This window comes from Inquilinus sp. YAF38 (genome assembly GCF_052113205.1).
Taxonomy (GTDB): Bacteria; Pseudomonadota; Alphaproteobacteria; order DSM-16000; family Inquilinaceae; genus Inquilinus.
Window position 1 is genome coordinate 18,587 of record NZ_JBFRCU010000046.1, and the last position, 26,569, is coordinate 45,155.

Below are 26,569 nucleotides of genomic sequence, written 5' to 3' on the forward strand. Positions count from 1 at the left end.
GTATTGATTTAGTAGTTAACCATATCAACTCGCTAAGATTTTTCGACCTTTTGTCGCTCCTCCCAGGTCGCCACTAGGAAGGATGCCATTGCGCCAGCCAAATTGACCGCTAACTCGGCATGCCGCGACGTGGGCCTAACCGCCTTGCGCCCTTGACCATGCGCGTCGCCCACCTTATTCCGGATCGCCGCCAAATTCTGCACAACCGACTGGCAATTTCCGAGGATCGCCTTAAACACAGGCTCTTGGTGCTGGCTGGGAGCGAGCTGCAGCACCTCCGCGGCCAGCGCCCACAGCTTCGGTAGGTCCGCGTCATCGGCATAGGCGACGCCAGCATCATCCAGGATGTGCTTGCACACGCTTTCCACGAGGGTCCGAGCCACTGTGATCGCGCCCTCTGGATCCGCGCCGCGCCGTTCGAGCGCCCGGCGCCACGCGACGTGCACGTGCTCGGCGTCGAAGGCTTCCAGCCTCTCCGAGATAGGCTGCACGCCGGGCGACCGGTCCTGGCTTCGAGAAACTCGATCAGCGGACGAAACGCGCCCCAGATCGCCTCCCGCCGTGGCTGGTATCCGCCGATCGACGAGATGTAGGCCCAGGACTGTTGCAGGTCGGTGCACTGCCACACGAAGGCAGGGACCAAATTTGCTGTGTCCGCCCGGGCCATGAATTCTTGACGCAGTTCCCGGTAGATTCGGTTTCCACCGTCCCGTTCACCGCTATCGAAATTACCACCCGTTGCCCTGGCGATCAGTCCGTTCTGCAGCTGCATCACTCGGTCGATTGCGGTGCTCGACATTCCTGGCGCGAAAGGATCCATCCTGGTGGGCCCGTGCTGAGAGTAGCCAAGCATAAGTCGTGTGCAGCCCGTTCACCATCCGAGGATTATGATAGCCTGGTCCTTTGAATCAGCCGATCATTCTGCGGCAGTCCCGCTATGTGGTTGCGGTCGCCGATACGCGCCATTTCGGCTCGCCGGCCGCCGCCCGCCATATCAGCCAGCCTTCGCTCAGCGCCTAGGTCCAGGCGCTGGAGGAGATGCTGGGCGGGCCGCTGTTCGAACGGTCGAAGCGGCGCATCATCCTGACTCCGCTGGGCGAGGCCATCGTCGCCCGGGCGCGGCAGATTCTCGCAGAAACCGCTGGGCGGGGACTTTCGGCTCGGCGTAGCCCCGACGCTCGGCCCTATCTGCTGCCGCGGCTGATGCGGACGCTGTGCCGCCCCTTCAAGAAACCCCGCCCGAAGGCTGCGCCGAGACGCTGCGGGGCGAGTCGAATCCATGCGTTATAGTTAGCTGGACATAACGCGCCGACACAAGCCTGCTCCAAGGACCGCATTGGGTCGACATGCGGTCATGTCCGCTGTCCGGCGCTAAGCTCGATGGCCGGTTTCCGGCACCCCGCAGCCTGCCTGGCCGTCCGAAAAGGGCGGAATTCGGCCATGTCCGCTCTCGGGTTCCCAGCGGGATGGCCGCAGTCACCGCTTGCGGACACGCGTGCCGATACCGCACGTCTTTCACCAGGTCCGCTCCCCGCGCATCTGAGTCTCAAAGACTGACCGAAGCGCGCCATGCGGGCGCTCCACTCTCACTCGCCGGCACGGTGGGCGCTTGACAGGGCGGGAGCCCCCCTCGCATGTAAGAAATCCTGAAATTCGACCTGTCGAGAGAGGCTCATTCTGCGCCGGTCCCGCCTCCATAGCGGCCTTTCGCAGGTCTTCCTGGTGCTGTTCGCGCTGCTGGCGATCATGGCGCCGAGCGTCGACGCGCCGCTCACCGGCAGCGAATTCGGAAACTATCTCTCGGAGCCGGACGATCCGCAGGGCGGCGCTGCGGTCCTCGCCGGCGCCACGCTCAGCGTGGCCGAGGACCCCGAGGAAGACCCGGACCGGGAAGAAGCCACCGTCCTCGTCCTTGCGGGGATCCACTGCGCCGCGGATGCCGAATATCGGGGGGCCGATGCCTGGCATCCCTCCCTCCCGCGCCCCTCGGCGCATCCCTGCACAGGCCCTCCGATCCTCTGAAGCGATGGCGGCCGGGCGCGCTCTGGGGTGCGCCGCGCCGCCTCATCCGCGACAACCCGCGCCCCTGCGGCCATCGAGAGCCGCGCGCTGGCCGGGACGTCGCGCATGCCGCTCATGCGGCACGCCTTCAGAGTGAGTTTCGATGGAAAGTCTCGGCCCCGAGCTGCTCAAGCTCGTGCAGATCATCTGGATCAACATCATCCTGTCCGGCGACAATGCCGTCGTCATCGCCATGGCCTGCCGCGGCCTGCCGCCGGACAAGCAGCGTCCCGGCATGGTCCTCGGCGCACTCGTCGCAGTCGTTCTGCGCATCGTCTTCACCGTCGTCATCGCGGCCCTTCTCTCGACCCCTTTCCTGAAGATCGTCGGCGGCTGCCTCCTGCTGTGGATCTCGGTCAAGCTGGTGCTCGGCGAGGATGAGGATGGTGGCGGCGCGGTGCAGCAGACCGCGCGGCTCTGGCACGCGATCCGCACCGTCGCGATCGCCGATGCGGTGATGAGCCTGGACAATGTTCTGGCCATCGCCGCCGTGGCGAAGGATTCAACCACGCTGCTCATCGTCGGCCTCATCATCTCGGTGCCGCTCATCGTCGCCGGCTCGGCGATCATCATGGCTCTGCTCGGCCGTCTGCCGATCCTGGTCTGGGCCGGAGCCGCGCTGCTCGGCTGGGTCGCCGGTGAGATGCTCGTGTCCGACCCGTGGTTGGTCAGGACCTTCAGCGAGGGGCTCATCCATCGCATCGAGCTCCCCGCCGCCGCGATCGGCGCGGTTTTCGTGGTGGCGCTCGGCTATGTCCTCAGTCGTCGCGCCGCCAGACACAAAACCCGGGAACAGGAAGCCTGACCCTCCGATCAGGTGAGGCAGCCGAGGGCGAGGGGTTATCCCAACATCGAAAAGATTGACTCGTCATCCCGTGCGCGCTGCGGCGCGAAGTGCCGCCGCGCAGACACGGGATCTCTGCGCAATCCCGAGGAGATCCCGTGTCTGCAGCGCATCATTGCATGCTGCGCTGCGCACGGGATGACGGGTCGTTTCTTAAGATGCTTGATATTGTCCCCTCACCCCGGACGTAGTCGCGACGGCCGCTCCGGGTCGCGTCGCGATAGCCCTTTCTCACCCTTGGCGGTCAGGAGCCGCCACAGTTCCGCTTGACTCTAAGTTCCTGTTTTGTTCTAATTCAGGAATGGTCGATGGCACCACCAGGTTCAGGAATCCCTCCGCCGCTTCGCCGGCCACGGACGAGGCCGACCTCGCGACGCTGTCCCGCCTGGCCCATGTCGCCGAGGCGCTGGCCATGGGCTTCCAGGCCCAGGGCATGTCCGCCCTCAAGGCCGGCGATCTCGACCGCGCCGGGAAGGCCGAGGCCGGCTTCAGCAATCTCTTCCTCGGCATCCGCCGCGCCATCGCACTGAAGGCCAGGCTGCGCCAGCAGCGCGAGGACGCGCAGCGCAGGGCCTCGGCCCGGAAGGACCGGCGGCAGGACCAGAAGGATCGGCGGCGCCGCGCCGTCGGCGAACGCCTCTCCCGCGCCATCGCCGTCGTCAAACCCGAGGCCCGCGAGCGGCTGACCACCGAGCTCTGGGAAAAGCTCACCGAGGACGAGCGCATCGACGTCGACCTCGCCGACACCGCCTTGCCGGTCGAGGTCCTGATCCGGCGCCTCGGCCGCGCCATCGGCCTCTCCCGCCAAGCCCTCGCCGCCGCTCTCGGGCCGAAGGCCGATCCGGCCGGCGCCGGCCCGAAGCCATGGGACGAGGTCCCCGGCCAGGCCGCCCCTCCGCCCCCGCCGCCGCCCAGATACGACTTTACCCCCGGAACCTACCGCACCATCCCGGCCGCCGACCTCGGCCTGCCAGGGGACACGATCTACAACTTCAACACCACCACGGGTGAGATCTTCGCCCCCGGCGGCAGGCTCTTCCGCAAGCTGGAAGACCGGCCGCCCGATCCCGGCGGGGCCAGGCCTGCCGCAGCAGCCGGGCCGCCCACGCCCGATCCCCCGCCGCCGCTCGATCCGGAGGAAGCCGAGTTCCAGCGCCAGGCCGCCTATGCCAAGCAGCACGGCCGCATCCTGTTCAGGCCGCCCGCCCTGGCACGGCGCCTGGGATTGCCCGAGAATGGCACGGCCGACGGCAGCCCTGTCCCCGGCTTCGGGAACGGGAGCGCGACGGACAAGAGGCCGTGAGCAACGGACGCTGCGAGGCCGCCGTCAGGTGGCCTCGCCGGGAGTCCTTCCGGCGCGGACGGTCGCCGATGCGATCTCATTCGCCTGGTGATCGTGACCCGCCCCGCTCTCCTCAGGCCATTCGAGCTTGAACGCCTGCTTCAGATCGGAGATCTGGCCCGGCGACAGCAGGCGCGGGTTCAGGCCGCGCAGCAGCAGGTGCAGCTTCGCCGTCTCCTCCAGCTCCTCCGTCGCATAGACCGCGGCCTCCAGGCTCTCGCCCGCCACGACCGGGCCGTGATTGGCCAGCAGCACGGAGGAATAGCGCCCGGCCAGGCCGCGGATCGCGTCGGCCACCGCCGGGTCGCCCGGCCGGTAATAGGGCACCAGCGCCGTCGCCCCGACCCGCATCAGGTAATAGGCGGTCAGCGGCGGCAGCACCGCCTTCGGGTCGATCCCCGGCAGCATCGACACCGCGACCGAATGGGTCGAGTGCAGATGCACGATGGCCCGGGCCAAGCCGCGCGTCTCGTACAGCGCGCCATGCAGCGGGATCTCCTTGGTCGGCTTGTCGCCGGACAACAGCCGGCCCTCGGCGTCGAGCCGCGACAGCCGGGCCGGGTCGAGGAAGCCGAGCGAGGCGTTGGTCGGCGTCACCAGCCACCCGCCATCGTCCAGCCGCAGGCTGATATTGCCGGAGGAGCCGGGCGTCAGCCCGCGCTCGAACAGCGAGCGGCCGAAGCGGCAGATGTCCTCGCGCAGCCTGGTCTCGTCCATGGGTCCTTCCTCCGATTGCGGTCAGGCGGTGGCGCCGGGGATCAGCTCGAAGCCGAGATCGACGACCGCAGGCGGTTCGCGGCCGCAGACCAGCCGGGCGCCGACCTCCCCCATCCGCACCCGCGGCGAGCGGATGGTGGACAGCGGCTGCGGCAGCGCCTGGCCCAGGTCGAGCCCGTTGAAGCCGAACAGCGCCACCTGGTCCGGCACGGCGATGCCGCGGCTGAGGCACAGGAAGCAGCCGCCCATCGCCATGTCGTCATTGGAAAAATAGACCGCGTCGACCCGGTCGTCGCGGTCGAGGATCCGTGCCAGCCCCTCCCGCCCGGAGGCGGCGGAGGACCGGCCCGGCAGGATCTCGGTCGCGACCAGGGCCGCCGGGCTCTCCGACAGCGCCTCGCGGAAGCCCTCGAACCGCTTCGCCGCGCGCCGGTCCTGGCCGAGGTCGTGGCCGACATAGGCCAGGCGGCGATAGCCGCGCTCGATCAGATGCTGGGCGCTGGCCCGCCCGGCCGCCCGGTTCGACAGGCCGACGACGATGTCGAGCCCGGCGCCGTCGAGATCCATCAGCTCGGCCACCCGGATTCCGGCATTGGCGAGCATCGCCCGGCTGCGGTCGGTGTGCTCCAGCCCGGTGACGATCAGCCCGGCCGGGCGCCAGGCCAGCATCGCCTCGATCAGCCCCTCCTCCCGCACGGGGTCGTAATCGGTGACGCCGACCACCGGCCGGAACCCGGCCGCATCCAGCACGGCTTCCGCCCCGCGCAGCACGTCGGGAAAGACGATGTTGGCCAGCGACGGGATGATCACCCCGACCAGGTTCGAGCCGGCCGAGGACAGGGTGCCGGCCAGGCGGTTCGGCACATAGCCGAGGCGCCGCACGATCTCCAGCACCCGCTCGCGCGTCTCCTCCGCCACCGGTCCGCCGCGCAGGACCCGCGACACGGTGATCTTGCTGACCCCGGCGGTGCGCGCGATGTCCGCCAGCGTGATGCCCTTGGGCTCGAGCCTGCGAGTCCGCGCCATCAGGCCCTTGCCTTCCCGGCCCGGCGGGACAGAGTCATCTCGGGTGATAGAAGCGGCGCCGGGGCCATGGGTCTTCCCTGTGAGCAGCCGTCCTCACGGCGTTGATATCGATATCATACTCTATCATGGATTTGCGTGGCAGTCGGTTTATGGCTTTTCGGCTTTGCTGGATCGCCGTATGATATCGGTATCAGAAGCGAATGGATGCAGCGCCGGACCGGCGCTTCGCCGGATCGGACGAGGAGAATCGGAATGCAGGAAGCAGGGAGGACGGGCCGCGCCGCGGTGATCGGGCTCGGCTCGATGGGGCTGGGCATGGCCCTGTCGCTGCGCCGCGCCGGCTTCGAGGTCGCCGGCTGCGACCTGTCCGCCGCCGCGGTCGAGCGCCTGATCGCGGCCGGCGGTACCGGTGCCCAGACCCCGGCCGAGGCCGCCGCAGGCGCGGACATCGTGGTCTCGGTCGTGGTCAACGCGGCCCAGACCGAATCGGTGCTGTTCGGCGAGGCCGGCTGCGCCGCGGCGATGCCGGAGGGCGCGGTCTTCGTCTCCTCCGCGACCATGGCGCCGGACGCCGCCCGGGCCATGGCGGAGCGGCTGGAGGCGACCGGCCGGCATTATCTCGACGCCCCGATCAGCGGCGGTGCCCAGCGCGCGGCCGAGGGCGCGCTGACCATCCTCGCCTCCGGCAGCGCCGCCGCCTTCGCCGCGGCCCGGCCGGCGCTCGACGCCATGGCGGCGAAGCTGTACGAGCTCGGCGACACGCCCGGCACCGGCGCCGCCTTCAAGATGGTGAACCAGCTGCTGGCCGGGGTGCACATCGCCGCCGCCTGCGAGGCGATCGCCTTCGCCGCCCGCCAGGGCCTCGACATCCGCAAGGTCTATGAGGTGATCACTGCCTCGGCCGGCAATTCCTGGATGTTCGAGAACCGCATCCCGCATGTGCTGGACGGCGACTATGCGCCGCGCAGCGCGGTCGACATCTTCACCAAGGATCTCGGTATCGTCATGGACATGGCGCGCAGCGGGAAGTTCCCGGTGCCGGTGGCCGGCGCCGCCCTGCAGATGTTCCTGATGACCGCCGCCGCCGGCATGGGCCGGGACGACGACGCCTCGGTCGCCCGGCTCTACGCCCAGATCGCCGGCCTCGACCTGCCCGGCGTCCCGAAGAAGGAGGGGTAGATGCCGCGCTTCGCCGCCAATCTCAGCCTGATGTTCACCGAGTGGGACTTCCTCGACCGCTTCGACGCGGCGGCCGGGGCCGGCTTCACCGCAGTCGAGTACCTGTTCCCCTATGAGCATCCGCCCGAGGCAATCGCCGAGCGGCTGGCCCGCAACGGCCTCACCCAGGCGCTGTTCAACCTGCCGCCGGGCGACTGGGCCAAGGGCGAGCGCGGCCTGGCCGCCCTGCCGGAGCGGGCCGACGAGTTCCGCGCCTCGGTCGCCACCGCCCTGACCTATGCCGAGGCCACCGGCGTCGGCCGCGTACACATGATGAGCGGCAACGCCGACCCGGCCGATCCGCGGGCGCAGCGGGCCTGGCGCGAGGCGACCTTGTTCGCCGCCGAGGCGTTTGCCGCCAAGGGTGTCGACGTGCTGCTGGAGCCGCTGAACGCCCGCGACATGCCGGGCTATTTCCTGGGCGACTTCAACCGGGCCGCGGCGCTGATCGGCGAGCTGGGCCTGCCCAACCTGAAGCTGCAATTCGATTGCTACCACCGGCAGATCCTGCATGGCGACGTGACCATGGCGCTGCGGGCGCTGCTACCGATCACCGCCCATGTCCAGATCGCCAGCGTGCCCGGCCGGCACGAGCCGGATATCGAGGAGCTGAACTACCCGTTCCTGTTCCAGGAGCTGGAGCGGCTGGGCTATGCCGGCTTCATCGGCTGCGAATACCGGCCCCGCGCCGGCACGCTCGAAGGCCTCGGCTGGTTCGCGCCCTATGCCGGCCGCCGCGAAGGATAGGAGGAGACGATGACCCTCGTGCTCGGCTGCGTGGCCGACGACTACACCGGCGCCTCCGACCTGGCAAACACCCTGTCCAAGGCGGGCCTGCGCACGGTCCAGACCATCGGCGTGCCGCGCGACGACCTCGAACTGCCCGCTGTCGACGCCGTGGTGGTGGCGCTGAAGAGCCGGTCGATCCCGGCGGCCGATGCGGTGGAGCGCAGCCTGGCGGCCGCGCGCTGGCTGCGCGGCCGCGGCGCCGGCCATGTGCTGTTCAAGATCTGCTCGACCTTCGATTCGACCGATGCCGGCAATATCGGCCCGGTGACGGACGCGCTGCGGGCCGAGATCGGCGCCGGCCCGGCCCTGGTCACCCCCGCCTTCCCGGAGACCGGACGGACCGTCTATCTCGGCCATCTCTTCGTCGGCGCCGTGCCGCTGCATGAGAGCCCGCTGAAGGACCACCCGCTGAACCCGATGCGGGATTCGAACCTGGTCCGCGTGCTGGCCCGGCAGAGCAAGGCGCCGGTCGCCCTGCTGCCCCTGGCCACGGTCGAAGCCGGTCCCCAGGCGGTGCGCGATGCCCTCGGGCAGCGCGCGGCCGAGGGCGCCGGAGCGGTCATCGCCGATGCGGTGCTGGACCGCCACCTGGAGACTCTGGGCGTGGTGGCGCTGGACCAGCCGGTCTCGACCGGCGCCTCCGGCCTCGGCCTCGGCATCGCCCGGGCGCTGGTGGCCGGCGGCCGGATCACGGCTTCGGGTGCGGGCCAGTCACCGGCGCCGATCGGCGGCCCGGCTGCGATCCTGGCCGGCAGTTGCTCGCAGGCGACGCTGGGCCAGATCGCGGCGGCGGAGCGGAGCATGCCCGTCCTGCGCCTCGACCCGGAAGCGCTGGCCGGCGATCCCGCCGAAGTCGGGCGGGCCCTGGCCTGGGCCGAACGGCATCGCGCCGAGGGGCCGGTGCTGATCGCCAGCAGCGCCCCGCCGGAGCAGGTGGCGGCGGTGCAGCAGAAGCTCGGCCGCGACGCCGCCGGCCACGCGATCGAGCAGGCGATGGCGCGGATCGCCTTGGGCCTGGTGGAAGCCGGCGTGCGCCGCCTGGTGGTGGCGGGCGGCGAGACCTCCGGCGCCGTGGTCGACGCGCTGGCCCTGCCCGCCTTCCGCATCGGCGCCGAGATCGCCCCTGGCGTGCCGGTGCTGCTCACCGTCGGCCGCGAGCCATCGATGGTGCTGGCCCTGAAATCCGGCAATTTCGGCGGCCCTGACTTCTTCGCCGACGCGCTCAAGGCGATGCCGTAGGGCACCGCTTCAGAGGATCACCGGCTCCGGCTCCAGGGCCACGCCGTAGGTGGCGCGGACGTCGGTCTGGATCTGCCGGGCCAGGTTGAGGATCTCGGCCCCGGTGGCGCCGCCGCGGTTGATCAGGACCAGCGCCTGCCGGTCATGTACAGCCGCCTGGCCGACCGCCCGCCCCTTCCAGCCGCAGCGGTCGATCAGCCAGCCGGCGGCCAGCTTCACCCTTCCGTCCGGCTGCGGATAGCCGACGATGCCGGGGAAGGACGCGGCGAGGTCGTCATACTGCGCACCCGGCACGATCGGGTTCTTGAAGAAGCTGCCGGCATTGCCAATCACCGCCGGGTCCGGCAGCTTCTGCCGCCGCACCGCCACCACCGCATCGAAGATCTCCGCCGCCGTGACGTCGGTCCGGTCGCCGAACACCCGCGCGAGGTCGGGATAGGCCGTCACCGGCGTCCAGGGCCGCGGCAGGCGCAGGGTGACGGCGGTGACGATCCAGCGCTCCGGCTCGCGCTTGAACAGGCTGTCGCGATAGCTGAACCGGCAGGCCGCGCGGTCGAGCGTGACGAAGCCGCCGGTCGCGGTGTCGAAGGCGCGCAGGTTGTCGAACCGCTCCTCCAGCTCCACCCCATAAGCGCCGATGTTCTGGATCGGCGCGGCGCCGACCGTGCCCGGGATCAGCGCCAGGTTCTCCAGCCCCGGCAGGCCCTCGGCGATGGTCCAGGCCACCAGCTCGTGCCAGACCTCGCCGGCCCCGGCCTCGACCAGCACCGCCTCGGCACCCTCTGCCGCCAGCCGCCGGCCGGGGATGCGCATCAGCAGCGTCAGCCCGTCGAAATCGCCGGTCAGCACGACATTGCTGCCGCCGCCCAGCAGCCGGCGCGGCAGCCCGGCGAAGCGCGGATCCGCCAGAACCGCCGGCAGGTCGGCCTCGGCGCGGATCTCCACGGCATAGCGGCTGCGCGCGGCGATGCCGAAGCTGTTGGCGGATTGCAGCGGGTGGTCGGTCAGGATCTGGTACATGGGCAAAGCTTTAGGGCGGGGCCGGCCGGCGGGCAACCTCACACGATCTCGTCGATCAGCTTGGCGATCAGCGCCTGGATGAAGCTGTCGCGGCCCTCGGCGGTGCGGACGAAGGCGCCGATGCCGCCGATCACCTGCTGCCGGTAATAGCCTTCGAGCCAGTCGTATTCGTCGAGGATGACCAGCGCGTTGACCGTGACATGGGCCGTCTCCGCCGCATCGCGGGCCAGCGCGGGGTCGAGCCCGGCGTTGGAGAAGCCGTTCGAGACGATGTCGATGGTCTGGCGCGGGCTGTCGAAGCCGCTGCCCTTGAACAGCTCGAGCGCGTCGAGCACGGCGCTGCCGATCGCGGTCGACCCGGCCTCCTGCCCCGCCGGCGCCGCCAGTACCGCCTCGGCGAAGGCATCGGCATCGGCGGCGCTGGCCAGGCGGCGCCAGGGCAGCAGCACTTTGAGGGACCGCGGGCCGTCGAAGCGGGCCAGCGTCACCGCGATGCCGGGGCCGGCGGCGATCGCCGCCTTGACCTTCTCGTCCCGGAAGGCGGCGGCGTGGCCGCGCAGCTGGAACTCCAGCGCGCCGGTGGTGATGCTGGCCGAGGCGTCCACCAGCAGGACCAGCTCAAGATCGACCGGCTGTGGCACGGGCGCCACCGGGGGCTGCGGCTCGGGGACCGGACTCTGGGCCGCGGCCAGCATCGGCCGGGCCAGCAGCGCGCCCGCCAGCCAGCCGGCGAAATGCCGCCGCCTCATGGCGCCAGCGTTGCCAGGAAATCGTCGGCGTCGCGCCAGAAGGCGCTGCGGATGTCGTCGCGTTCCATCAGGATCTCGTGCCGGGCGTCCGGATAGACGCTGACCCGGCACTGCGGCATCCGTTGGGCGACCCGCCGGGACGCCGCGTTGTCGACCAGCCGCTCCTGACCGGCCAGCAGCATCAGCACCGGCACCCGGATCGACGGCGCCTCCCGCTCGATTGCCGCCGACGACCGGAAGGCGGCCGCCAGCCAGCCCCAGGTGATGCCGGAGACACGGTAGTCCGGATGGTCGCGGAACCAGTCGGCCTGGATGCGGTTGCGCACCGGGTCGCTGGACAGGAGCCGCCGTGGATCGAGCAGCCGCTGCGCGTCATAGCCGCCCTCGCCGGGGGCGTAGCGGCGGCCGCGGCCGAAGGAGGCCGCCATCGGCGACAGCAGGCGCGCCACGCGCTGCATCGCTGGCATGGCGATCGGCACGACCATCGGCGCGGTCAGGATCGCGCCCGCCAGGTCCGGCCGGTCTGCCAGCAGGCGCAGCGCCAGGTGCCCGCCCATGGAATGGCCGAGCAGGATCAGCGGCCCCTGCCCCGCCGGCCGCACCACCTGGTCGATCAGGAGAGCGGCGTCGCGCACCAGCGGGTCGAAGCTGTCGTAATGGCCGGTCTCGTCGCCCACCGGCGTGCGCGACGACAGGCCCTGGCCGCGCCAGTCGAAGCCGAAGACGCGAAAACCGCGGGCGATCAGATCGCCCGCGGTCTCGCGATACTTCTCGATGAACTCGCTGCGGCCGTTCAGGACCAGCACGGTGCCGCGCACCCGCCCCTCCGGCTCCGGCCACGCGCCCCAGCGCAGCCGCGCCCCGTCCGGCGTCGTCAGGACATCGGTGCGGGGCGCGGCGGCGAGGTCCACTACTCGGCCTTCACCTCGGCCTTCAGCGCCGCCTGCGCCGCGGCCAGGCGGGCAATCGGCACCCGGTAGGGCGAGCAGGAGACGTAGTCGAGCCCGACCGATTCGCAGAAATGGATCGAGGCCGGGTCGCCGCCATGCTCGCCGCAGATGCCGAGCTTGATGTCCGGGCGGGTCTTGCGGCCACGCTCGACCGCCAGCGACACCAGCTCGCCCACCCCGTCGCGATCGAGGGTGACGAAGGGGTCGTGCTCCAGGATGCCGGCGCGGGTGTAGTCCGGCAGGAAGGTGCCGGCATCGTCGCGGCTGATGCCGAAGGTGGTCTGGGTCAGGTCGTTGGTGCCGAAGGAGAAGAACTCCGCCGTCTCCGCCAGCTCATGTGCCCTGAGCGCGGCGCGCGGCAGCTCGATCATGGTGCCGATGAGGTAGTCGAGCTTGAGCCCCTTCTCCGTCTCCACCGCGGCGGCCACCGCCACGATCGCGGCCTTGAGGATGTCGAGCTCCTTCTTCGAGAAGGCCAGCGGGATCATGATCTCCGGCGTCACCGTCTCGCCGGACGCGGTCTTGACCTCGGCCACCGCCTCGAAGATCGCCCGCGCCTGCATCTCGTAGATCTCCGGGAAGGAGATGCCGAGGCGGCAGCCGCGATGGCCGAGCATCGGGTTGCTCTCGTGCAGCTGGGCGGTGCGGTGCCGCACCCGGCCGAGATCGACCCCGGCGATGCGGGCGACCTCCTCCAGATCCTCCTCGGTCCGCGGCAGGAACTCGTGCAGCGGCGGGTCGAGCAGCCGGATGGTGACCGGCAGGCCCTTCATGATGGTGAACAGCTCGACGAAATCCTGGCGCTGCATCGGCAGGATCTCGGCCAGCGCCGCCTTCCGCGCATCCACCGATTCGGCCACGATCATGCGGCGCACGGCGGTGATGCGGTCGGCCTCGAAGAACATGTGCTCTGTGCGGCACAAGCCGATGCCCTCGGCCCCGAACTTGCGCGCGGTGCGGGCGTCGAGCGGGGTCTCGGCATTGGTGCGGATCTTCATCCGCCGGACCTCGTCGGCCCAGCCCATCAGCTTGGCGAAGTCACCCGACAGCTCCGGCTGCACGGTCGGCACCTCGCCTTTCATCACCTCGCCGGCGGCGCCGTCGATGGTGATGACGTCGCCGGCCTTCAGCGTGACGCCGCCGACCGAGATAGTCCTCGCCTTAAGGTCGATGCGCAGCTCGCCGGCACCGGAGACGCAGGCCCGGCCCATGCCGCGGGCCACCACCGCCGCGTGGCTGGTCATGCCGCCACGGGTGGTCAGGATGCCGGAGGCGGCATGCATGCCGTGGATGTCTTCGGGGCTGGTCTCCTCGCGCACCAGGATGACCTTGTCGCCCATCTGGGCCTGGGTCTCGGCCTCGTCCGCGGTCAGCACGATCTTGCCGGAGGCGGCGCCGGGCGAGGCCGGCAAGCCCTTGGCGATGACCTCGCGCTTGGCCTTCGGGTCCAGCGTCGGATGCAGCAGCTGGTCGAGCGCCTGCGGCTCGACCCGGCGCACCGCCTCGCGCTGGTCGATCACGCCGGCCTCGGCCAGCTCGACCGCGATGCGCAGCGCCGCGGCGGCGGTGCGCTTGCCGTTGCGGGTCTGCAGGATGTAGAGCCGGCCCTGCTGGACCGTGAACTCGATGTCCTGCATGTCGCGATAGTGGCTTTCCAGCCGGTCGCGGATGTCGCAGAGCTGCCGGAAGGTCTCCGGCATCGTCTCTTCCATCGAGGGCAGGTCGCTGCCCGCCTGCTCGCGCGACACCTTGGTCAGGTTCTGCGGCGTGCGGATGCCGGCGACCACGTCCTCGCCCTGGGCGTTGACCAGATACTCGCCGTAGAAGGCGTCCTCGCCGGTCGACGGGTTGCGGGTGAAGGCGACGCCGGTGGCGCAGTCGTCACCCATGTTGCCGAACACCATGGCCTGGACGGTGACCGCCGTGCCCCAGCTGGCCGGGATGTCATGCAGGCGCCGGTAGGTGATGGCGCGCTGGTTCATCCAGGAGCCGAACACGGCGCCGACCGCACCCCACAGCTGGTCCTTAGGGTCCTGCGGGAAGGGCTGGCCGAGATCGGTCTGGACGACGCCCTTGTAGCGGTCGACCAGGATCTTCAGGTCCGCGGCCGTCAGCTCGGTGTCCAGCGACACGCCGCGCTCGCGCTTGATGCCCTCGAGCTCGTCCTCGAAGCGGTAATGCTCCACCCCCAGCACCACGTCGCCATACATCTGGATGAAGCGGCGGTAGCTGTCATAGGCGAAGCGCTCGTCGCCGGTGCGAGCGGCGAGGCCGCTGACGGTCTCGTCGTTCAGGCCGAGATTGAGCACCGTGTCCATCATGCCCGGCATCGAGGCGCGCGCGCCGGAGCGGACCGAGACCAGCAGCGGGTTGGTCTTGTCACCGAACCTGGCGCCAACGATCGCTTCAATCTGGCCGAGCGCGGCCTGGACCTGGTCCGTCAGCTCGTCCGGATAGGTCCGGCCGTGGTCGTAATAATAGGTGCACAGCTCGGTGGTGATGGTGAAGCCGGGCGGCACCGGCAGCCCCAGAACGCTCATCTCGGCGAGATTGGCACCCTTGCCGCCAAGCAGGTTGCGCATATCGGCACGGCCATCCGCCTTGCCGTTCCCGAAGCCGTAGACCCATTTGGTCATTTCGTTCGATTCTCCGCCTTGGCGTTCGTGGGAGCTGTTGGTCCCGATCTTAGACCGGAAACAGCGGAAGCGGTACGCCGGCCCCCGACCGGGCATTCGGACAGGCAACGGGCAGACGGCCGCCTGCCAGAGCCCTTGCGGTCGGAATCATCATACCTCCGCCTCGATCCAGCGCAGCGGGAACAACGGTTCGATCCCCGTGCGTGTTCCGTGTCTTGCAGCGCAGCGAGGTGATGAAGTCAAGCGCGGAAAAGCCGCTGAATTCCTCAGAGTTTTATCTTTTTGCGACGCAACATGGGCGATTTCCGGACTGCTAAGGGCGAAGACGGAAACCGGCACGCATTTGATATGCGGGCATAGTTGATAAGCAAAGTTCATGGTGCACGACCCAGAAATGCCGACTCTATCCGTCTCTATATCAAGCGCGCATGAATCTGTCCGTCATTGGCAGATCTCGCTGCGGGCGTGCCGCCCCGCGCCACGGAATGCCACGCGGATCGATCACGCCCTCACAGGCTAGGGGTAGCCGCCGGTGAAGGATTCCTCGGTCTGCACCGCCTGGTGAGGCATGCCCTGCCCGGCCCAGACCTCGAAGAGGGGCGCTGCCCAGAAACCAGTGGAGCGTGGCGCCCGGCCCGCCTATCGTCATTCGGAAATGGGAGGAGAATCTTATGAATCGATTCGCATTGGCGGTCGCTGCCGCCATCCTGTCGGCGACCCTGCCGCTGGCGGCACAGACCGCGCCTGAAAGTCAGAAGGTCACCTTCATCCATGCCGGCACACTGCTGGCCAAGCCCGGCGAGGCACCGCGCGGGCCCAGCACGATCATCATCCGCGGCGACAAAATCGCCGAACTGCGCGACGGCTACGCCGAGACGGAACCGGGCGCCCGGATCGTCGACCTGAAGGACCGGTTCGTGATGCCGGGGCTGGTCGACATGCATGTCCATCTCTGGGGCATCGGCGGCGATCCGGTCACCGACCGGATGACCGACCTCAACCGCGACGATGTCGACGACATGCTGTACGCCCTGTCGAATGCGCGGGTGACACTGGAAGCCGGCTTCACCACTGTGCGCGACCTCGGCGGCGACGCCCGCGGCATGCGGGCGCTGCGCCAGGGCATCGAGAACGGCGTGATCGCAGGTCCCACCGTCGTCAATGCGGGCAACGCGATCTCGGTCTCGGGCGGCCATGCCGATTCCGGCAACGGCGTCGCCGAGCTCTTTGCCGAGGCCCTGCACCAGCACAACACCAACACCTGCGACGGTCCCGACGACTGCCGGCGCGCGGTGCGCGAGCAGGTGGCGCTCGGCGCCCAGGTGATCAAATACATGTCGACGGGCGGCGTGCTCTCGAACGTCTCGGGCGGCCTCGGCCGCGCCATGACCGACGAGGAGATGAAGGCGATCGTCGACACGGCGCACGGCCTCGGCCGCCGGGTGGCGACCCACAGCCATGCCGCCGCCGGCACCAAGGCGGCGATCCGGGCCGGCGTCGACACGATCGACCACGGCACCTTCCTCGACGACGAGGCGATCGCGCTGTTCAAGGAGCACGGCACCTGGCTGGTGCCGACCATGATCGCCCCGGTGACGGCGGCGGAACAGGCGCGCGCCGGCGTGCTGCCGCCGGCGGTGCTGCCGAAGGCCGAGGAAGCGGCGACGGTCGCCTTCGCCAGCCATTCCAAGGCCATCGCCGCGGGCGTGAAGATCGCCTTCGGCACCGACACGGGCGTGTCGAAGCACGGCGAGAACGCCCGCGAATTCGCGCTGATGGTGAAGGCCGGCCTATCCCCAGTCGACGCGCTGAAGGCGGCGACCGTCAGCGCCGCCGAGGCGCTGGGCCGCGGCTCGATCGGCGTGATCGAAGCCGGCAAGGATGCCGACATCATTGCGGTCGCCGGCAGCCCGCTCGACGACGTGACGCGGATGGAAACGGTCGACTTCGTGATGCGCCACGGCGTCGTCCACAAGGCCGACGGCCGGCGGCAGGCCTTCCCGGAGAGCTGAGCGGTATCGACGCGTAGGTTGGGTTCGCCTCGGCGAACCCAACATCGGGGCCGGCGGATGGGTGTTGGGTTCGCCTCGGCGAACCCAACCTACAATTTACCGACTACCCCTCGACCTTCGAGAAATCGGCGACGGCGTCCATCGACCGCGCCAGATCCTCCAGCAGCGCCAGGCGATTGCGGCGCTGCGCCGGGTCCGGGTCGTTGACCAGCACTGCGTCGAAGAAGGCGTCGACCGCGGGCCGCCAGCCGGCCAGCGTGGTCATCGCCCCGGCGAAGTCGCCGACCACCAGGGCCGCGCGCAACGGCTGCGCATCCGCCGCCAGCCGCTCGAACAGCGCCCGCTCCTCGGCCATCGCGAAGCGGGCGGGATCGACCTCACCGAAGAACTTTGGTTCATCAGCCTCAGCCTCGACGCCACCATCCTTCCTGCGCTCGATTCGGACGATATTGCGCGCGCGCCGATAGGCCGTCAGGAGGTTCGAGCCATCTTCGCCATCGAGAAATGCTTGCAAAGCCTCGATTCGGGCCAGCAGCCGCAGGACGTCATCCTCCTCGGCCAGTGCAAGGACAGCTTCTATAACATCGTGTCGGTATGATTTGGCAGCATCGGAGAATCTCAATCTACTCAGAATAAATTGCAGAACACCCTCTGGATACCAAGGATCAGACGCGTACCTCAGCGTCGAAGTACTGCTTCCCTTCACCATATCATCCTTCAGATGATGCTTTGAAACTGGATGCTGGTGATGAGCAAATCGCAGAATGTCCTTTAGATTTAGATGATATCCACCTTCCACAATCAGCCGAATCACGCCGAGCGCGGCGCGGCGCAGTGCATAGGGGTCACGGCTGCCGGTCGGCGTTTCGTCGATGGCGAAGAAGCCGGCCAGGGTGTCAAGCTTGTCGGCCAGGGCCACGGCGACCGAGACCGGCGCAGTCGGACAACGGTCGCCCGGCCCTACTGGCTTATAGTGGTCGGCGATCGCGTCAGCCACCGCCGGGTCCTCGCCCTGGGCCAGGGCGTAATAGCGGCCCATCAGGCCCTGCAACTCAGGGAACTCTCCGACCATGTCGGTGGTGAGATCGGCCTTGGCCAACCGCGCAGCGCGGTCGGCCTGTGCCGGATCGGCGCCGAGCTTCGGCGCCAGCCAGGCGGCCAGCGCCGCCATGCGCTCGACCTTCTGCGCCACGCTGCCCAGCTTGGCGTGGAAGATGATCGGCTCGAGGCTCTTCACCCGGTCTTCCAGCGGGGTCTTGCGGTCCTGGTCCCAGAAGAACTTGGCGTCGGACAGGCGGGCGCGCAGCACCCGCTCGTTGCCGTCGATCACCGTGGCGCCGCCGTCCCTGGTCTCGGTGTTGGCGACCACGGCGAAACGCGGCGCCAGCTTGCCGTCCGCCCCTTCCAGGGCGAAATAGCGCTGATGCGTGCGCATCGAGGTGACCAGCACCTCCTCCGGCACCGCCATGAAGGCGTCGTCGATGCGGCCGAAATGGGCCACCGGCCATTCCACCAGCCCCGCCACCTCCTCCAGCAGGCCCGGATCGTCGCGCAGCGCGAGGCCCGCAGCCTTGGCCTGGGCCTCGACCTGCTCGCGGATCAGCGCCTTCCGCTCCTCGCGATCGAGCAGGACATAGGCGTCGAGCAGCTTGGCCCGATAGTCGTTGAACCCGCTGACCGCGATCCGTCCGGGCGCCAGGAAGCGATGGCCGACGGTCGAGCCGACAGCCTCCTTGGCCCACTCGCCCGAGCCGTCGATGTCCGGCTTGTGCAGGTCGTAGCGGAACGGCACCACTTGGCCGTCGAACAGCGCCAGCACGTGGTGCAGCGGGCGCACCCAGCGCACCACCTGCTCCGCCGCACGCATCGATTTCGGCCAGGGCAGGCCGAGGATCGCCTTGCGGATCACCTCCGGCAGCAGGTCCGCGGTCGGGCCGCCCGGGATGGTCAGGCTGGCGAACCAGGCCTTGCCCTTCGGCGTGTCGCGCTGCTCGCACTGGTCGAGCGTCAGCCCGGTCGCCTTCAGGAAACCGTCGATCGCCTGGCTCGGCGCGTCGACCTTCGGCCCCTTGCGCTCCTCGACCACGTCGGGCCGCACCGCCGGCAGGCCGTCGACCACCAGGGCCAGGCGCCGCGGCGTGACAAAGGCCTCGGCCCGGCCGAAGGCCAGGCCGGCCGCCTTCAGCGCGTCGGTCACGAGGGACTTCAGGTCCTCCGCGGCCCGCGCCTGCATGCGGGCCGGGATCTCCTCGGAGAAGAGTTCGAGCAGGAATTCAGCCATGTCAGCCCCCCTCAGGCCGCGTCCAGCCAGAGTCGGCAGCAGGCCCGGGCGAGGTCGCGCACGCGGCCGATATAGGCGGCGCGCTCGACCACGGAGATCACGCCGCGGGCGTCGAGCAGGTTGAAATTGTGTCCGGCCTTCAGGCACTGGTCATAGGCCGGCAGCGCCAGGCGGCGCTCCAGCAGCGCCTTGCACTCCTGCTCCGCATCCTTGAAGTGCTGCAGCAGGATGGCCGTGTCCGCGTGTTCGAAATTATAGGCCGAGTATTCCCGCTCGGCCCGCAGGAACACCTCGCCGTACCGCTTGGCGCCCGGTGTCTGTGGGTCGTTGAACGGCAGGTCGTAGACGCTCTTCACGTTCAGGAGGTACATCGCCAGCCGCTCGAGCCCATAGGTCAGCTCGACCGGCACGGGGTCGCATTCGATGCCGCCGACCTGCTGGAAATAGGTGTACTGGGTGACCTCCATGCCGTCGCACCAGACCTCCCAGCCGAGGCCCCAGGCGCCGAGCGTCGGGTTCTCCCAGTCATCCTCGACGAAGCGGATGTCGTGCAGCGCCGGGTCGATGCCGAGGGCGTAGAGGCTCTGCAGGTACAACTCCTGCGCATCCGCCGGCGCCGGCTTCATCAGCACCTGGAACTGGTAGTAGTGCTGCAACCGGTTCGGGTTCTCGCCGTAGCGCCCATCCTTCGGCCGGCGCGAGGGCTGAACATAGGCCACGTTCCAGACCCGGTCGGGACCGAGCGAGCGCAGCGTCGTCGCCGGGTGCGAGGTACCGGCGCCAACCTCCATGTCGTAGGGCTGCAGGATCAGGCATCCCTGGGCGGCCCAGAAATTCTGCAGCCGCAGGATGATCTCCTGGAAACTCTTCGGGGGTGGGGCGACCGTCTGCATGTCTCGGCTGGCGCTGGAGTGAGGCCGCGCACCATAGGGCGCCGGGAGGGAGGCTTCAAGCAGCGGCGTCCCATTTTGTGACGTCGGCGGCCCTGCGCCAACGCCAGGCAGCATCAGGCATTGACGGGGATAGGAACGGTTCTTGGGAGATAGTCACATAGTAATTCATTGCGCAGCCATAGGATGCAGTGCGCAGTCTTCCTTCTATTTTTAATGTCATCCTCGGGCTTGACCCGAGGATCCAGGGGCTGCCAAAGCGGCTCTCGGTGGCCCCTGGATTGCCGGGTCAAGCCCGGCAATGACAGAGAAAATGGCCGGTCCCGCGATCCCGACCTACTGCCTGCGCTTGCCCGCGAGCGTTTCGGCGATGCGGTCGATCAAGGCTCTGGTCTCAGCCACGACCTGCTCATGCGGGATCCATTTCGTGGCCGGATCGTCGGCCTCGCGCAACCTCTGCTCCAGCTCGGCGTCGACCCAGGCGTCGTACTCGGCACGCTCCTGATCGGCAGATTGTCCTCTTGCCATGACGTCACCCATCGCAGCGGTGGCTGAGGCCATCCGCATGATAGGCGCCGCAATTCGGGCAGCGGACCAGGTCCTCGGTGCGCTTCTGCGCCTTCCGGGCGCGGTGCTGCTGCGACAGCGCATCGCGCCGCGCCGCCGTATCGCGGGCGACGCCGACGCGGCGGGCCATGCCCATCAGCCAGAGCACGCCGACCACCAGCGCAATCGCGACGAGGATCTTGCTGAGCATTGACGTCCTTACAGCCCGTAGCGGGACCAGTGCAGCCGATCCTCCACCGCGCCGACCGCGCTGTCCACAGCGGCGGCGGCCAAGCTGTCAGCCCGGGTCAGGCGGCGCAGCCAGCCGGTGGGCTGCTGCACCAGCTTCAGCCGCACCTTCGGCCCGAACTTGGCGCGCAGCACGGCATGGGGATGGCCGATGCCGTCAGCGAGGCCGAGGGCACGGCCCTTGGCGCCGGTCCAGAATTCGCCGGTGAACAAAGTGGCGTCATCCGCCGTCAGCCGGCCGCCGCGCCGGGCGCGGATATGGGCGATGAAGGCGGCGTGGATCTCGCGCTGCAGTTCCTCCAGCTTGGCCACATCTTCCGGCCGCTCCGGCTGGAACGGGTCGAGGATCGATTTGCGCGTGCCGGCGGTGTGCATCCGGCGCTCGACCCCGATGCGGGCGATCGCGTCCTGGAAGCCGAAGCCGGCCGAGATCACACCGATCGAGCCGATGATCGAGCTGTCGTCGACCCAGATCTCGTCGCCGGCACAGGCCAGCCAGTAGCCGCCCGAGGCGGCGACATCCTCGACGAAGGCGTAGACCGGGACCTTCTTCTCCTCCGCCAGGTCGCGGATACGGCGGGCGATCAGCGAAGACTGCACCGGCGACCCGCCCGGGGAATTCACCAGCAGCGCCACCGCGGCCAGTCGCTTGGGGCTGAAGGCGGCGGCGATCGGGCGCGCCAGCTTCTCCATCGACAGGCCTTGGGCCAGGAAGCCGCGCCCACCCCCGATCACGCCGCGCAGCGGCAGAACGGTGACCAGCGGCCCGTCGCCACGGCCGAACAAGGGAAGTCGGGACAGGAGGCCCATGGATGCGCTCTCGATCGGTGATTGCCGCACGATACGGGGCAGCATATGGCCCGTCAGGCCTCAATTTCAAAAGGTCCGCTGCGTCAGAGCGCCAGCGGCGCCGCGTCGCGCAGCACCGCCTGTGCCGCCGGGGTGTAGCCGCCATCGGCCTCGTGCAGCACCAGCCCCGCCGCCAGCACCGCGGGCGACCGGCCACCCCGCCGCACCTGCACCAGCACCCGCCGCGCCGGCTCCCCGGTCCGGGGCCAGAGCGGGAACAGGGTCAATGCGCCGAAGCCGGGCCGCAGCGCGGCACAGATCTCGTCGACCCGGTCGGCGCGATGGACCAAGGTCAGCCAGCCGCGCGGCTTCAGTGCCCGCGCCGCGGCGGCGACCCAGCCGGCCAGGTCGAGCCCGTCCTCGACATTCGCCGCCGCCTTGACCGGATGGGCGGAGGCGCGGCCACGGCCCGGCGGCAGGAAGGGCGGGTTCATCATCACCCGATCGAAGGGCGCGCCCGGGATCGGGTCGGCGACGCTGCCCTCGACGATCGCCGCGCGCCCGGCCAGCCCGTTCAGACCGAGATTTTCGCGGGCCAGCGTCGCCAGGCCGGGATCGCGCTCGACCCCGGTGACCATGACCGCCGGACAACGCGCGGCGAGGCAGAGCAGCGCCGCGCCGACGCCGCAGCCGAGATCGGCCACCCACTCGCCGGGCATCGCCGGCACCGCGGCGGCCAGCAGCACCGGATCGATCGCGGCCCGGTAGCCGTCCCGCGGCTGCAGCAGGCGGACCCGCCCATCGAGCAGCCGGTCCTCGCCGGCCGCGCGCTCCGCCTCAGGCATCCGGCAGGCTTTCCCCCGCGGATTGAAGGACATACCGCGCTTTGGCCCAGTCATCGACCGCCACCATCAGGCGGCGCGGCAAGATGCCCAGGCTCCCTTCCAGCACGGATGTGTGCATATCAAGGATGACGCTTTCGATCCGGGCATCGGTCAGCAGCGCCGTCAGGAAGGACAGCCGGACCGGGTCGTTGGTTCGCAGAAGCTCTTTCACGGGGCCCATTTCTCGTTTATGCAGCGCACACAAGCGTCATGGTGACACAATCCGGTCCGGATCGCTGCCCCGCTGCAGGCCGGTGCCGGAGATCGGAATGTGGATGTTGAGGAGCCAGGCTTGACCGCCAGTCTTGGAGCGACGAGAGCCGAGTCCCTGCCGCCGGAGCCGACCGTCGATGCCGGCGCGCTCGACCGCCTGACGGCCCTCGTCGCCGAGGATCTGGAGGCGGTGAACGCCCTGATCCTCCAGCGGATGCAGAGCTCGGTCGATCTGATCCCGCAACTGGCCGGCTATCTCATCGCCTCGGGCGGCAAGCGCATCCGTCCGGTCCTGACCCTCGCCTCGGCCCGACTGTGCGGCCATCGCGGCCAGCGCCATGTCGGCCTGGCCGCCGCGGTCGAGTTCATCCACACCGCCACCCTGCTGCATGACGACGTGGTCGACGAGAGCGACCTGCGCCGCGGCCAGGCCTCGGCCAATGTGGTGTTCGGCAATCAGGCCAGCGTGCTGGTCGGCGACTTCCTGTTCTCCCGCGCCTTCCAGGTGATGGTCGAGGACGGTTCGGTCGACACGCTGCGCATCCTGGCCAACGCCTCGGCCGTGATCGCCGAGGGCGAGGTGCTGCAGCTGTCGGCGGCGCATGACACAGTGACCAGCCGCGACACCTATCTGCGGATCATCCGCGCCAAGACGGCGGAGCTGTTCGCCGCGGCCTGCGAGATCGGCGCGGTGGTGGCAGACCGCAGCCCGGCCGAATGCGCCGCCATGCGCAGCTTCGGCACCGAGCTGGGGATCGCCTTCCAGATCGTCGACGACGTGCTGGACTACTCCGCCCGCCAGGCCCGCCTGGGCAAGACCATCGGCGACGATTTCCGCGAGGGCAAGATCACCCTGCCGGTGATCCTGGCCATGGAGCGCGGCAGCGAGGAGGAGCGCGGCTTCTGGCGCCGGACGCTGGAGGATGGCGAGCAGGCCGAGCAGGAGGATCTCGATCACGCGGTGGCCCTGCTGCAGCGCCACGGCGCTCTGGCCGACAGCATGGCGGCCGCGCGGGTTCATGCCGAGAACGCAATCCGGGCGATCCGCCTCCTGCCCGCCTCGGCGATGCGCGAGGCTTTGGAGGACGTGGTCGAGTTCGTGGTCGAGCGAGATTTCTGACGGAACTGCGACACAGGCCTTGCGGCCCCCCGCCAGTCTCGCTATAAGCCCAACCGCCGGTGCAACGGAGTGTAGCTCAGCCTGGTAGAGCGCTACGTTCGGGACGTAGAAGCCGGAGGTTCGAATCCTCTCACTCCGACCATTTCCAACCGGTTCGACGGCSCCCTCCCGAGGCGCCGTTTCCTTTTGTGCCTCCTGCCCCGGATAAAAGAGGCCGGCCCGGTTGCGGTGCGGGCCGGCCCTGAAGTGGAGCAATGGAGTCAGTCCGGCGAAGCCTTCGCCGGCCACCCCGACCGGGTCGAGGTGGTAAGTCGGACTATCTTTGATCCGACGGGGTCCCGACACCCCCATATGGGAGGGCTGCATCGGAATTCCGCGATGCGGAATTGCCCATTTCACGAGCGATTCACGGGCGGGGCACCGAGCATCAGTCGTGGTGGAACACCTCCGGCATCATCGCCCACCATTCCCCCGCCTCCCGGGTCTCGAACGGCTCCTGGCACGGCGAGCACAGCGCCCACCACTCCCGGGTCTTCGGGTCGGCCGCCATCCGCGCCATGTCGGCGGCAAAATCCACGCCGTGATACTCCCAATAGGCGAACAGGATGTTCTCCGGCTGCTTCAGGAAGATCGAGTAGTTTTGAATGTGGCAGGCGCTGATCATGGCCAGCACCTCCGGCCACACGGCCTGGTGCAGCCGCAGATACTCCGCCACCGTCTCCGGCTTCAGCCGGATGCACATGCCCATGCGCTGCATCGCCTTCTCCCTATTCCATCTTCTTCAGCGTCGGCCCCGCCACGCGACCCGGTCCTGCCGCGTCGCCTCAGCCACCCTGCCGGCGGCGTCGCGCAGCCAGGCCGGCTTGCGCGTCGTGAGATCCTCGGCGACGGCGCGGGCGCGCGAGCGGCGGGCGGAGTGAAGATTGGCCAGCTCCGCCCCCATCGCCGTCAGCAGGCGGCGCATCAGGCCGGGATCGGCCAAGGCTGGGAAATCGAGCTTGCGGCTGTTCGGCGCCAGCCGGCGGACGAGGATGCCCTTGCGCGGCTTCAGCCAGGGGTCGGCGATGCGGAACTTGCTGAAGGCGATCTCGGCGAAGCGCAGCTTGCGGTCGCCCCCCTGGACCAGGGACCAGGCCGAGGGCAGCAGCGGCTTGGCCTCGCGCGCCACCGGCCCGCCATGCCAGTCGGCGATCGCGACCCAGCGCGGCCGGCCCAGGCTGCCGAGCCCCGCCACGCGCTGGGCGGTGGCCATGGTCAGATCCGAATCGGGCATGGCCGCGGCCAGGACGTCGCGATAGGCCCGCGGCGGCGAGGCGCGCGGCAGCTGCTCCAGCGCCGACCAGAACCGCTCGCGTTCCTCGTCGCTGGCCAGCACCACGTCGCGCAGCCAGAGATGCCCGCGCTCCAGCACGAAGGCGGCTGGTGCCCGCAAGCCTTCGACATAGCCACCGAGGATGGCGGCGCAGATCTCGTCGGTCGAGACCGAGCGGTCACGGCCGCGCGCCAGCACGGCGCTGGCAGCCAGGCGGACGAGGTCGAGGGCATAGGGCGTCTCCGCCGCCTCGTCGAAATCGTTCACGCCCCAGATCAGGCGACCGTCGGCGTCGCGCCACAGCCCGAAATTGCCGATATGGGCATCACCCACCGCGACCACGCGCGGCGTCTCCATCAGGCCGGGGCACAGCTCATGCGCGGTTTCGGTCCAGCGGAAGCAGGTGGCGCGCAGGAAGAGGAAATCGCTCTCCTCCATCTTGCGATGCTTGCGGTCGAGGTCGGCCTGAACCACTTGCCGGCCGAGTTGCTCCTCGAGCCAGACCTCGTAGCGCTTGACCGACGCGGTGATCGACCCCATGCGGCCCCCGGCTTTGCCCGGCCGACATCATAGTCGGCCTCGGCCTGCCGTCCACCGCCGCGCACGGCTTCGCTCCCCAACGGGTTGCTCAGCGCGGCAGCGTCTCGACCGCCTCGACCACCAGCGGGCTCAGCTCGGCATTCTTCGCCGCCACCTGCGCCCGGATCTGGTCCTTCATCCGCGGCTCCCAGAAATCCTTGATATGCTTGCGCACGCCGGCCACCGCCTCCTCCTGGGGATAGGAGGCAAAGAAGCTGGCGATCTGGTTCGCCATGCGGGTGATCTTGTCGGCGCTGCCGCTCATGCTTCGACCCTGGTCGGAAGAAGGGGGACTGGTAGCAGGGGAGAGAAATCGGTGTAAGCGGTCATACCGTCGCCGCGGGCGAAGGCGATCAGGGTGACGCCGGCGGCCTTTGCCGTGTCGATGGCCAGCGTTGTCGGCGCCGAGATCGCGACCAGGATCGGGATTCCCGCCGCGGCCGTCTTCTGCACCATCTCGAAGCTGCAGCGGCTGGTGATCACGCAGACCCCCTGCCCCGCATCGATGTCCGCGCGGGCCAGGGCGCCGACCAGCTTGTCGAGCGCGTTATGCCGGCCGACATCCTCGCGCACCAGCCGGATCCGGCCCTCGCGGTCGGCCCAGGCGGCGGCGTGGACGGCACCGGTGCGGCTGCGGATATCCTGCAGCCCGTCGAGGTCGCGCAGCGCCCGGCGCACCGCCGCCCGCTCGACCTCGATCGGTTTCGGCGCGCGGCGCTTGCGGCCATGCAGGGTGTCGAGGTCGCTGGTACCGCAGATGCCACAGCCGGTGCGGCCGGTGATGGTCCGCACCTTCTGCAGCATCTGGGAGAACTGCGCGCCCCGCAGCGCCATCCGCACCTCGATGCCGCGCTCCTCGTCGCCCACGACCTCCTCGACCGTCAGGTCGGACGGCGTGTCGGCCAGGCCTTCGGTCAGGCTGAAGCCGAGGGCGAAATCCTCGAGATCGGCCGGCGACGCCATCATCACGGCGTAGGACAGGCCGTTATAGACCAGCGCCACCGGCACCTCGACCGCGACCACCTCCTCCACCGGCTCGGCCCAGTCGTCCCGGGTCAGCCGCCGGGCCGGCACGCGCAGGTCGGTGGGAGGCAGGGCCATGG

27 protein-coding genes and 1 tRNA gene are annotated in these 26,569 nt (G+C 69.4%); 10 read left to right on the top strand and 18 right to left on the bottom strand.

Annotated elements, in window-relative coordinates; translation table 11 throughout:
• Positions 1 to 32: 32 nt before the first annotated feature.
• The gene (locus AB4Z01_RS20455; protein WP_441696795.1) at positions 33 to 491 is read right to left on the bottom strand and encodes an abortive infection family protein; all 459 of its coding nucleotides are present in this window, start codon (positions 489 to 491) and stop codon (positions 33 to 35) included.
• Positions 492 to 1,029: 538 nt separating this feature from the next.
• Here AB4Z01_RS20455 and AB4Z01_RS20460 point away from each other — a divergent pair.
• The 4 genes from AB4Z01_RS20460 (at position 1,030) to AB4Z01_RS20475 (ending at position 4,208) form a co-directional block, all read left to right on the top strand.
• Positions 1,030 to 1,290, top strand: coding sequence for a hypothetical protein (locus tag AB4Z01_RS20460; protein WP_441696887.1), 261 nt, complete (start codon positions 1,030 to 1,032; stop codon positions 1,288 to 1,290).
• Between the two features lie 432 nt (positions 1,291 to 1,722).
• Positions 1,723 to 2,022 carry a hypothetical protein gene (locus AB4Z01_RS20465; protein ID WP_441696798.1) on the top strand — a complete coding sequence of 100 codons (300 nt, stop codon included), beginning with the start codon at positions 1,723 to 1,725 and terminating at the stop codon, positions 2,020 to 2,022.
• Positions 2,023 to 2,164: 142 nt separating this feature from the next.
• Positions 2,165 to 2,866, top strand: coding sequence for a TerC family protein (locus AB4Z01_RS20470; protein WP_441696800.1), 702 nt, complete (start codon positions 2,165 to 2,167; stop codon positions 2,864 to 2,866).
• Between the two features lie 340 nt (positions 2,867 to 3,206).
• Positions 3,207 to 4,208: a hypothetical protein gene (locus AB4Z01_RS20475; RefSeq protein ID WP_441696803.1), complete on the top strand. Its 1,002-nt coding sequence runs from the start codon at positions 3,207 to 3,209 to the stop codon at positions 4,206 to 4,208.
• 24 nt (positions 4,209 to 4,232) lie between these two features.
• On the opposite strand, the gene otnC is transcribed toward AB4Z01_RS20475, so the two are convergent.
• Together otnC and AB4Z01_RS20485 are read right to left on the bottom strand one after the other, a co-directional pair.
• Complete coding sequence (gene otnC / locus AB4Z01_RS20480) at positions 4,233 to 4,964, bottom strand: 3-oxo-tetronate 4-phosphate decarboxylase (RefSeq protein WP_441696806.1); 732 nt, start codon at positions 4,962 to 4,964, stop codon at positions 4,233 to 4,235.
• Between the two features lie 21 nt (positions 4,965 to 4,985).
• Complete coding sequence (locus tag AB4Z01_RS20485) at positions 4,986 to 5,990, bottom strand: LacI family DNA-binding transcriptional regulator (RefSeq protein WP_441696809.1); 1,005 nt, start codon at positions 5,988 to 5,990, stop codon at positions 4,986 to 4,988.
• A gap of 252 nt (positions 5,991 to 6,242) precedes the next feature.
• Between AB4Z01_RS20485 and ltnD the strand changes: the two genes are divergently transcribed.
• The 3 genes from ltnD to otnK are packed head-to-tail and all read left to right on the top strand — an operon-like array spanning position 6,243 to position 9,236.
• On the top strand, positions 6,243 to 7,169 hold the full coding sequence (gene ltnD, locus AB4Z01_RS20490) for an L-threonate dehydrogenase (protein ID WP_441696812.1): 927 nt from the start codon (positions 6,243 to 6,245) through the stop codon (positions 7,167 to 7,169).
• A complete protein-coding gene (gene otnI / locus AB4Z01_RS20495; RefSeq protein WP_441696815.1) occupies positions 7,170 to 7,955 on the top strand; it encodes a 2-oxo-tetronate isomerase in 786 nt (261 codons plus the stop codon). It abuts the gene before it with no gap.
• Between the two features lie 9 nt (positions 7,956 to 7,964).
• Positions 7,965 to 9,236, top strand: coding sequence for a 3-oxo-tetronate kinase (gene otnK, locus AB4Z01_RS20500; protein WP_441696818.1), 1,272 nt, complete (start codon positions 7,965 to 7,967; stop codon positions 9,234 to 9,236).
• A gap of 9 nt (positions 9,237 to 9,245) precedes the next feature.
• On the opposite strand, the gene murB is transcribed toward otnK, so the two are convergent.
• From murB to ppdK, 4 genes are read right to left on the bottom strand one after another with little or no spacing between them, the layout of a single operon-like run.
• The gene (gene murB, locus AB4Z01_RS20505; protein ID WP_441696820.1) at positions 9,246 to 10,256 is read right to left on the bottom strand and encodes a UDP-N-acetylmuramate dehydrogenase; all 1,011 of its coding nucleotides are present in this window, start codon (positions 10,254 to 10,256) and stop codon (positions 9,246 to 9,248) included.
• A gap of 38 nt (positions 10,257 to 10,294) precedes the next feature.
• Positions 10,295 to 11,005 (bottom strand): DUF1194 domain-containing protein, encoded by a 711-nt coding sequence (locus AB4Z01_RS20510; RefSeq protein ID WP_441696823.1) that lies wholly within the window; start codon positions 11,003 to 11,005, stop codon positions 10,295 to 10,297.
• Entirely contained in the window at positions 11,002 to 11,916 is a 915-nt protein-coding gene (locus AB4Z01_RS20515) for an alpha/beta hydrolase (protein WP_441696825.1), read from the bottom strand. Before AB4Z01_RS20515 ends, AB4Z01_RS20510 begins: the two co-directional genes overlap by 4 nt.
• A complete protein-coding gene (gene ppdK / locus AB4Z01_RS20520; protein WP_441696828.1) occupies positions 11,916 to 14,591 on the bottom strand; it encodes a pyruvate, phosphate dikinase in 2,676 nt (891 codons plus the stop codon). Before ppdK ends, AB4Z01_RS20515 begins: the two co-directional genes overlap by 1 nt.
• Before the next feature lie 671 nt (positions 14,592 to 15,262).
• Here ppdK and AB4Z01_RS20525 point away from each other — a divergent pair.
• Positions 15,263 to 16,603 carry an amidohydrolase family protein gene (locus AB4Z01_RS20525; RefSeq protein WP_441696831.1) on the top strand — a complete coding sequence of 447 codons (1,341 nt, stop codon included), beginning with the start codon at positions 15,263 to 15,265 and terminating at the stop codon, positions 16,601 to 16,603.
• A 103-nt stretch (positions 16,604 to 16,706) separates the two neighbouring features.
• Here AB4Z01_RS20525 and glyS read toward each other — a convergent pair whose 3' ends face one another.
• The 7 genes from glyS to AB4Z01_RS20560 form a co-directional block, all read right to left on the bottom strand.
• A complete protein-coding gene (gene glyS / locus AB4Z01_RS20530; protein ID WP_441696834.1) occupies positions 16,707 to 18,884 on the bottom strand; it encodes a glycine--tRNA ligase subunit beta in 2,178 nt (725 codons plus the stop codon).
• A gap of 11 nt (positions 18,885 to 18,895) precedes the next feature.
• On the bottom strand, positions 18,896 to 19,777 hold the full coding sequence (locus tag AB4Z01_RS20535; RefSeq protein ID WP_441696837.1) for a glycine--tRNA ligase subunit alpha: 882 nt from the start codon (positions 19,775 to 19,777) through the stop codon (positions 18,896 to 18,898).
• Between the two features lie 333 nt (positions 19,778 to 20,110).
• On the bottom strand, positions 20,111 to 20,341 hold the full coding sequence (locus AB4Z01_RS20540; protein ID WP_441696839.1) for a hypothetical protein: 231 nt from the start codon (positions 20,339 to 20,341) through the stop codon (positions 20,111 to 20,113).
• A complete protein-coding gene (locus AB4Z01_RS20545; RefSeq protein ID WP_441696842.1) occupies positions 20,307 to 20,531 on the bottom strand; it encodes a hypothetical protein in 225 nt (74 codons plus the stop codon). Before AB4Z01_RS20545 ends, AB4Z01_RS20540 begins: the two co-directional genes overlap by 35 nt.
• 8 nt (positions 20,532 to 20,539) lie before the next feature.
• Positions 20,540 to 21,379 carry a S49 family peptidase gene (locus AB4Z01_RS20550; protein ID WP_441696845.1) on the bottom strand — a complete coding sequence of 280 codons (840 nt, stop codon included), beginning with the start codon at positions 21,377 to 21,379 and terminating at the stop codon, positions 20,540 to 20,542.
• A gap of 83 nt (positions 21,380 to 21,462) precedes the next feature.
• Positions 21,463 to 22,203, bottom strand: a complete 741-nt coding sequence (locus AB4Z01_RS20555; RefSeq protein ID WP_441696848.1) for a tRNA1(Val) (adenine(37)-N6)-methyltransferase — start codon at positions 22,201 to 22,203, stop codon at positions 21,463 to 21,465.
• Positions 22,196 to 22,414, bottom strand: a complete 219-nt coding sequence (locus AB4Z01_RS20560) for a putative signal transducing protein (protein WP_441696851.1) — start codon at positions 22,412 to 22,414, stop codon at positions 22,196 to 22,198. The genes AB4Z01_RS20555 and AB4Z01_RS20560 overlap by 8 nt, the downstream gene beginning before the upstream one ends.
• Positions 22,415 to 22,570: 156 nt before the next feature.
• Here AB4Z01_RS20560 and AB4Z01_RS20565 point away from each other — a divergent pair, with 156 nt between their 5' ends.
• Both AB4Z01_RS20565 and AB4Z01_RS20570 read left to right on the top strand, forming a co-directional pair.
• Entirely contained in the window at positions 22,571 to 23,575 is a 1,005-nt protein-coding gene (locus AB4Z01_RS20565; RefSeq protein WP_441696889.1) for a polyprenyl synthetase family protein, read from the top strand.
• Between the two features lie 65 nt (positions 23,576 to 23,640).
• A tRNA-Pro gene (locus tag AB4Z01_RS20570) sits at positions 23,641 to 23,717 on the top strand.
• 285 nt (positions 23,718 to 24,002) lie between these two features.
• Here the strand turns inward: AB4Z01_RS20570 and AB4Z01_RS20575 are convergent.
• From AB4Z01_RS20575 to fdhD, 4 genes are all read right to left on the bottom strand, one after another.
• Positions 24,003 to 24,332 carry an L-rhamnose mutarotase gene (locus tag AB4Z01_RS20575; RefSeq protein WP_441696854.1) on the bottom strand — a complete coding sequence of 110 codons (330 nt, stop codon included), beginning with the start codon at positions 24,330 to 24,332 and terminating at the stop codon, positions 24,003 to 24,005.
• A 24-nt stretch (positions 24,333 to 24,356) separates the two neighbouring features.
• Complete coding sequence (locus AB4Z01_RS20580; RefSeq protein WP_441696857.1) at positions 24,357 to 25,427, bottom strand: DUF2252 family protein; 1,071 nt, start codon at positions 25,425 to 25,427, stop codon at positions 24,357 to 24,359.
• An 88-nt stretch (positions 25,428 to 25,515) separates the two neighbouring features.
• Positions 25,516 to 25,731, bottom strand: a complete 216-nt coding sequence (locus tag AB4Z01_RS20585; RefSeq protein WP_441696860.1) for a formate dehydrogenase subunit delta — start codon at positions 25,729 to 25,731, stop codon at positions 25,516 to 25,518.
• Positions 25,728 to 26,567, bottom strand: coding sequence for a formate dehydrogenase accessory sulfurtransferase FdhD (fdhD, locus tag AB4Z01_RS20590; protein ID WP_441696863.1), 840 nt, complete (start codon positions 26,565 to 26,567; stop codon positions 25,728 to 25,730). The genes AB4Z01_RS20585 and fdhD overlap by 4 nt, the downstream gene beginning before the upstream one ends.
• Positions 26,568 to 26,569: the final 2 nt, after the last annotated feature.

What these genes read in the sequence shown, in the direction of transcription:
- AB4Z01_RS20525 (WP_441696831.1), top strand. Translation starts at nt 15,263, where the DNA reads ATGAATCGATTCGCATTGGCGGTCGCTGCCGCCATCCTGTCGGCGACC.
- AB4Z01_RS20540 (WP_441696839.1), bottom strand. Translation starts at nt 20,341, where the DNA reads ATGCGGATGGCCTCAGCCACCGCTGCGATGGGTGACGTCATGGCAAGA.
- AB4Z01_RS20535 (WP_441696837.1), bottom strand. Translation starts at nt 19,777, where the DNA reads ATGCAGACGGTCGCCCCACCCCCGAAGAGTTTCCAGGAGATCATCCTG.
- AB4Z01_RS20485 (WP_441696809.1), bottom strand. Translation starts at nt 5,990, where the DNA reads ATGGCGCGGACTCGCAGGCTCGAGCCCAAGGGCATCACGCTGGCGGAC.
- AB4Z01_RS20585 (WP_441696860.1), bottom strand. Translation starts at nt 25,731, where the DNA reads ATGAGCGGCAGCGCCGACAAGATCACCCGCATGGCGAACCAGATCGCC.
- otnI (WP_441696815.1), top strand. Translation starts at nt 7,170, where the DNA reads ATGCCGCGCTTCGCCGCCAATCTCAGCCTGATGTTCACCGAGTGGGAC.
- ppdK (WP_441696828.1), bottom strand. Translation starts at nt 14,591, where the DNA reads ATGACCAAATGGGTCTACGGCTTCGGGAACGGCAAGGCGGATGGCCGT.
- AB4Z01_RS20510 (WP_441696823.1), bottom strand. Translation starts at nt 11,005, where the DNA reads ATGAGGCGGCGGCATTTCGCCGGCTGGCTGGCGGGCGCGCTGCTGGCC.
- AB4Z01_RS20470 (WP_441696800.1), top strand. Translation starts at nt 2,165, where the DNA reads ATGGAAAGTCTCGGCCCCGAGCTGCTCAAGCTCGTGCAGATCATCTGG.
- fdhD (WP_441696863.1), bottom strand. Translation starts at nt 26,567, where the DNA reads ATGGCCCTGCCTCCCACCGACCTGCGCGTGCCGGCCCGGCGGCTGACC.
- AB4Z01_RS20475 (WP_441696803.1), top strand. Translation starts at nt 3,207, where the DNA reads ATGGTCGATGGCACCACCAGGTTCAGGAATCCCTCCGCCGCTTCGCCG.
- AB4Z01_RS20550 (WP_441696845.1), bottom strand. Translation starts at nt 21,379, where the DNA reads ATGGGCCTCCTGTCCCGACTTCCCTTGTTCGGCCGTGGCGACGGGCCG.
- glyS (WP_441696834.1), bottom strand. Translation starts at nt 18,884, where the DNA reads ATGGCTGAATTCCTGCTCGAACTCTTCTCCGAGGAGATCCCGGCCCGC.
- otnK (WP_441696818.1), top strand. Translation starts at nt 7,965, where the DNA reads ATGACCCTCGTGCTCGGCTGCGTGGCCGACGACTACACCGGCGCCTCC.
- otnC (WP_441696806.1), bottom strand. Translation starts at nt 4,964, where the DNA reads ATGGACGAGACCAGGCTGCGCGAGGACATCTGCCGCTTCGGCCGCTCG.
- ltnD (WP_441696812.1), top strand. Translation starts at nt 6,243, where the DNA reads ATGCAGGAAGCAGGGAGGACGGGCCGCGCCGCGGTGATCGGGCTCGGC.
- AB4Z01_RS20575 (WP_441696854.1), bottom strand. Translation starts at nt 24,332, where the DNA reads ATGCAGCGCATGGGCATGTGCATCCGGCTGAAGCCGGAGACGGTGGCG.
- murB (WP_441696820.1), bottom strand. Translation starts at nt 10,256, where the DNA reads ATGTACCAGATCCTGACCGACCACCCGCTGCAATCCGCCAACAGCTTC.
- AB4Z01_RS20580 (WP_441696857.1), bottom strand. Translation starts at nt 25,427, where the DNA reads ATGGGGTCGATCACCGCGTCGGTCAAGCGCTACGAGGTCTGGCTCGAG.
- AB4Z01_RS20555 (WP_441696848.1), bottom strand. Translation starts at nt 22,203, where the DNA reads ATGCCTGAGGCGGAGCGCGCGGCCGGCGAGGACCGGCTGCTCGATGGG.
- AB4Z01_RS20545 (WP_441696842.1), bottom strand. Translation starts at nt 20,531, where the DNA reads ATGCTCAGCAAGATCCTCGTCGCGATTGCGCTGGTGGTCGGCGTGCTC.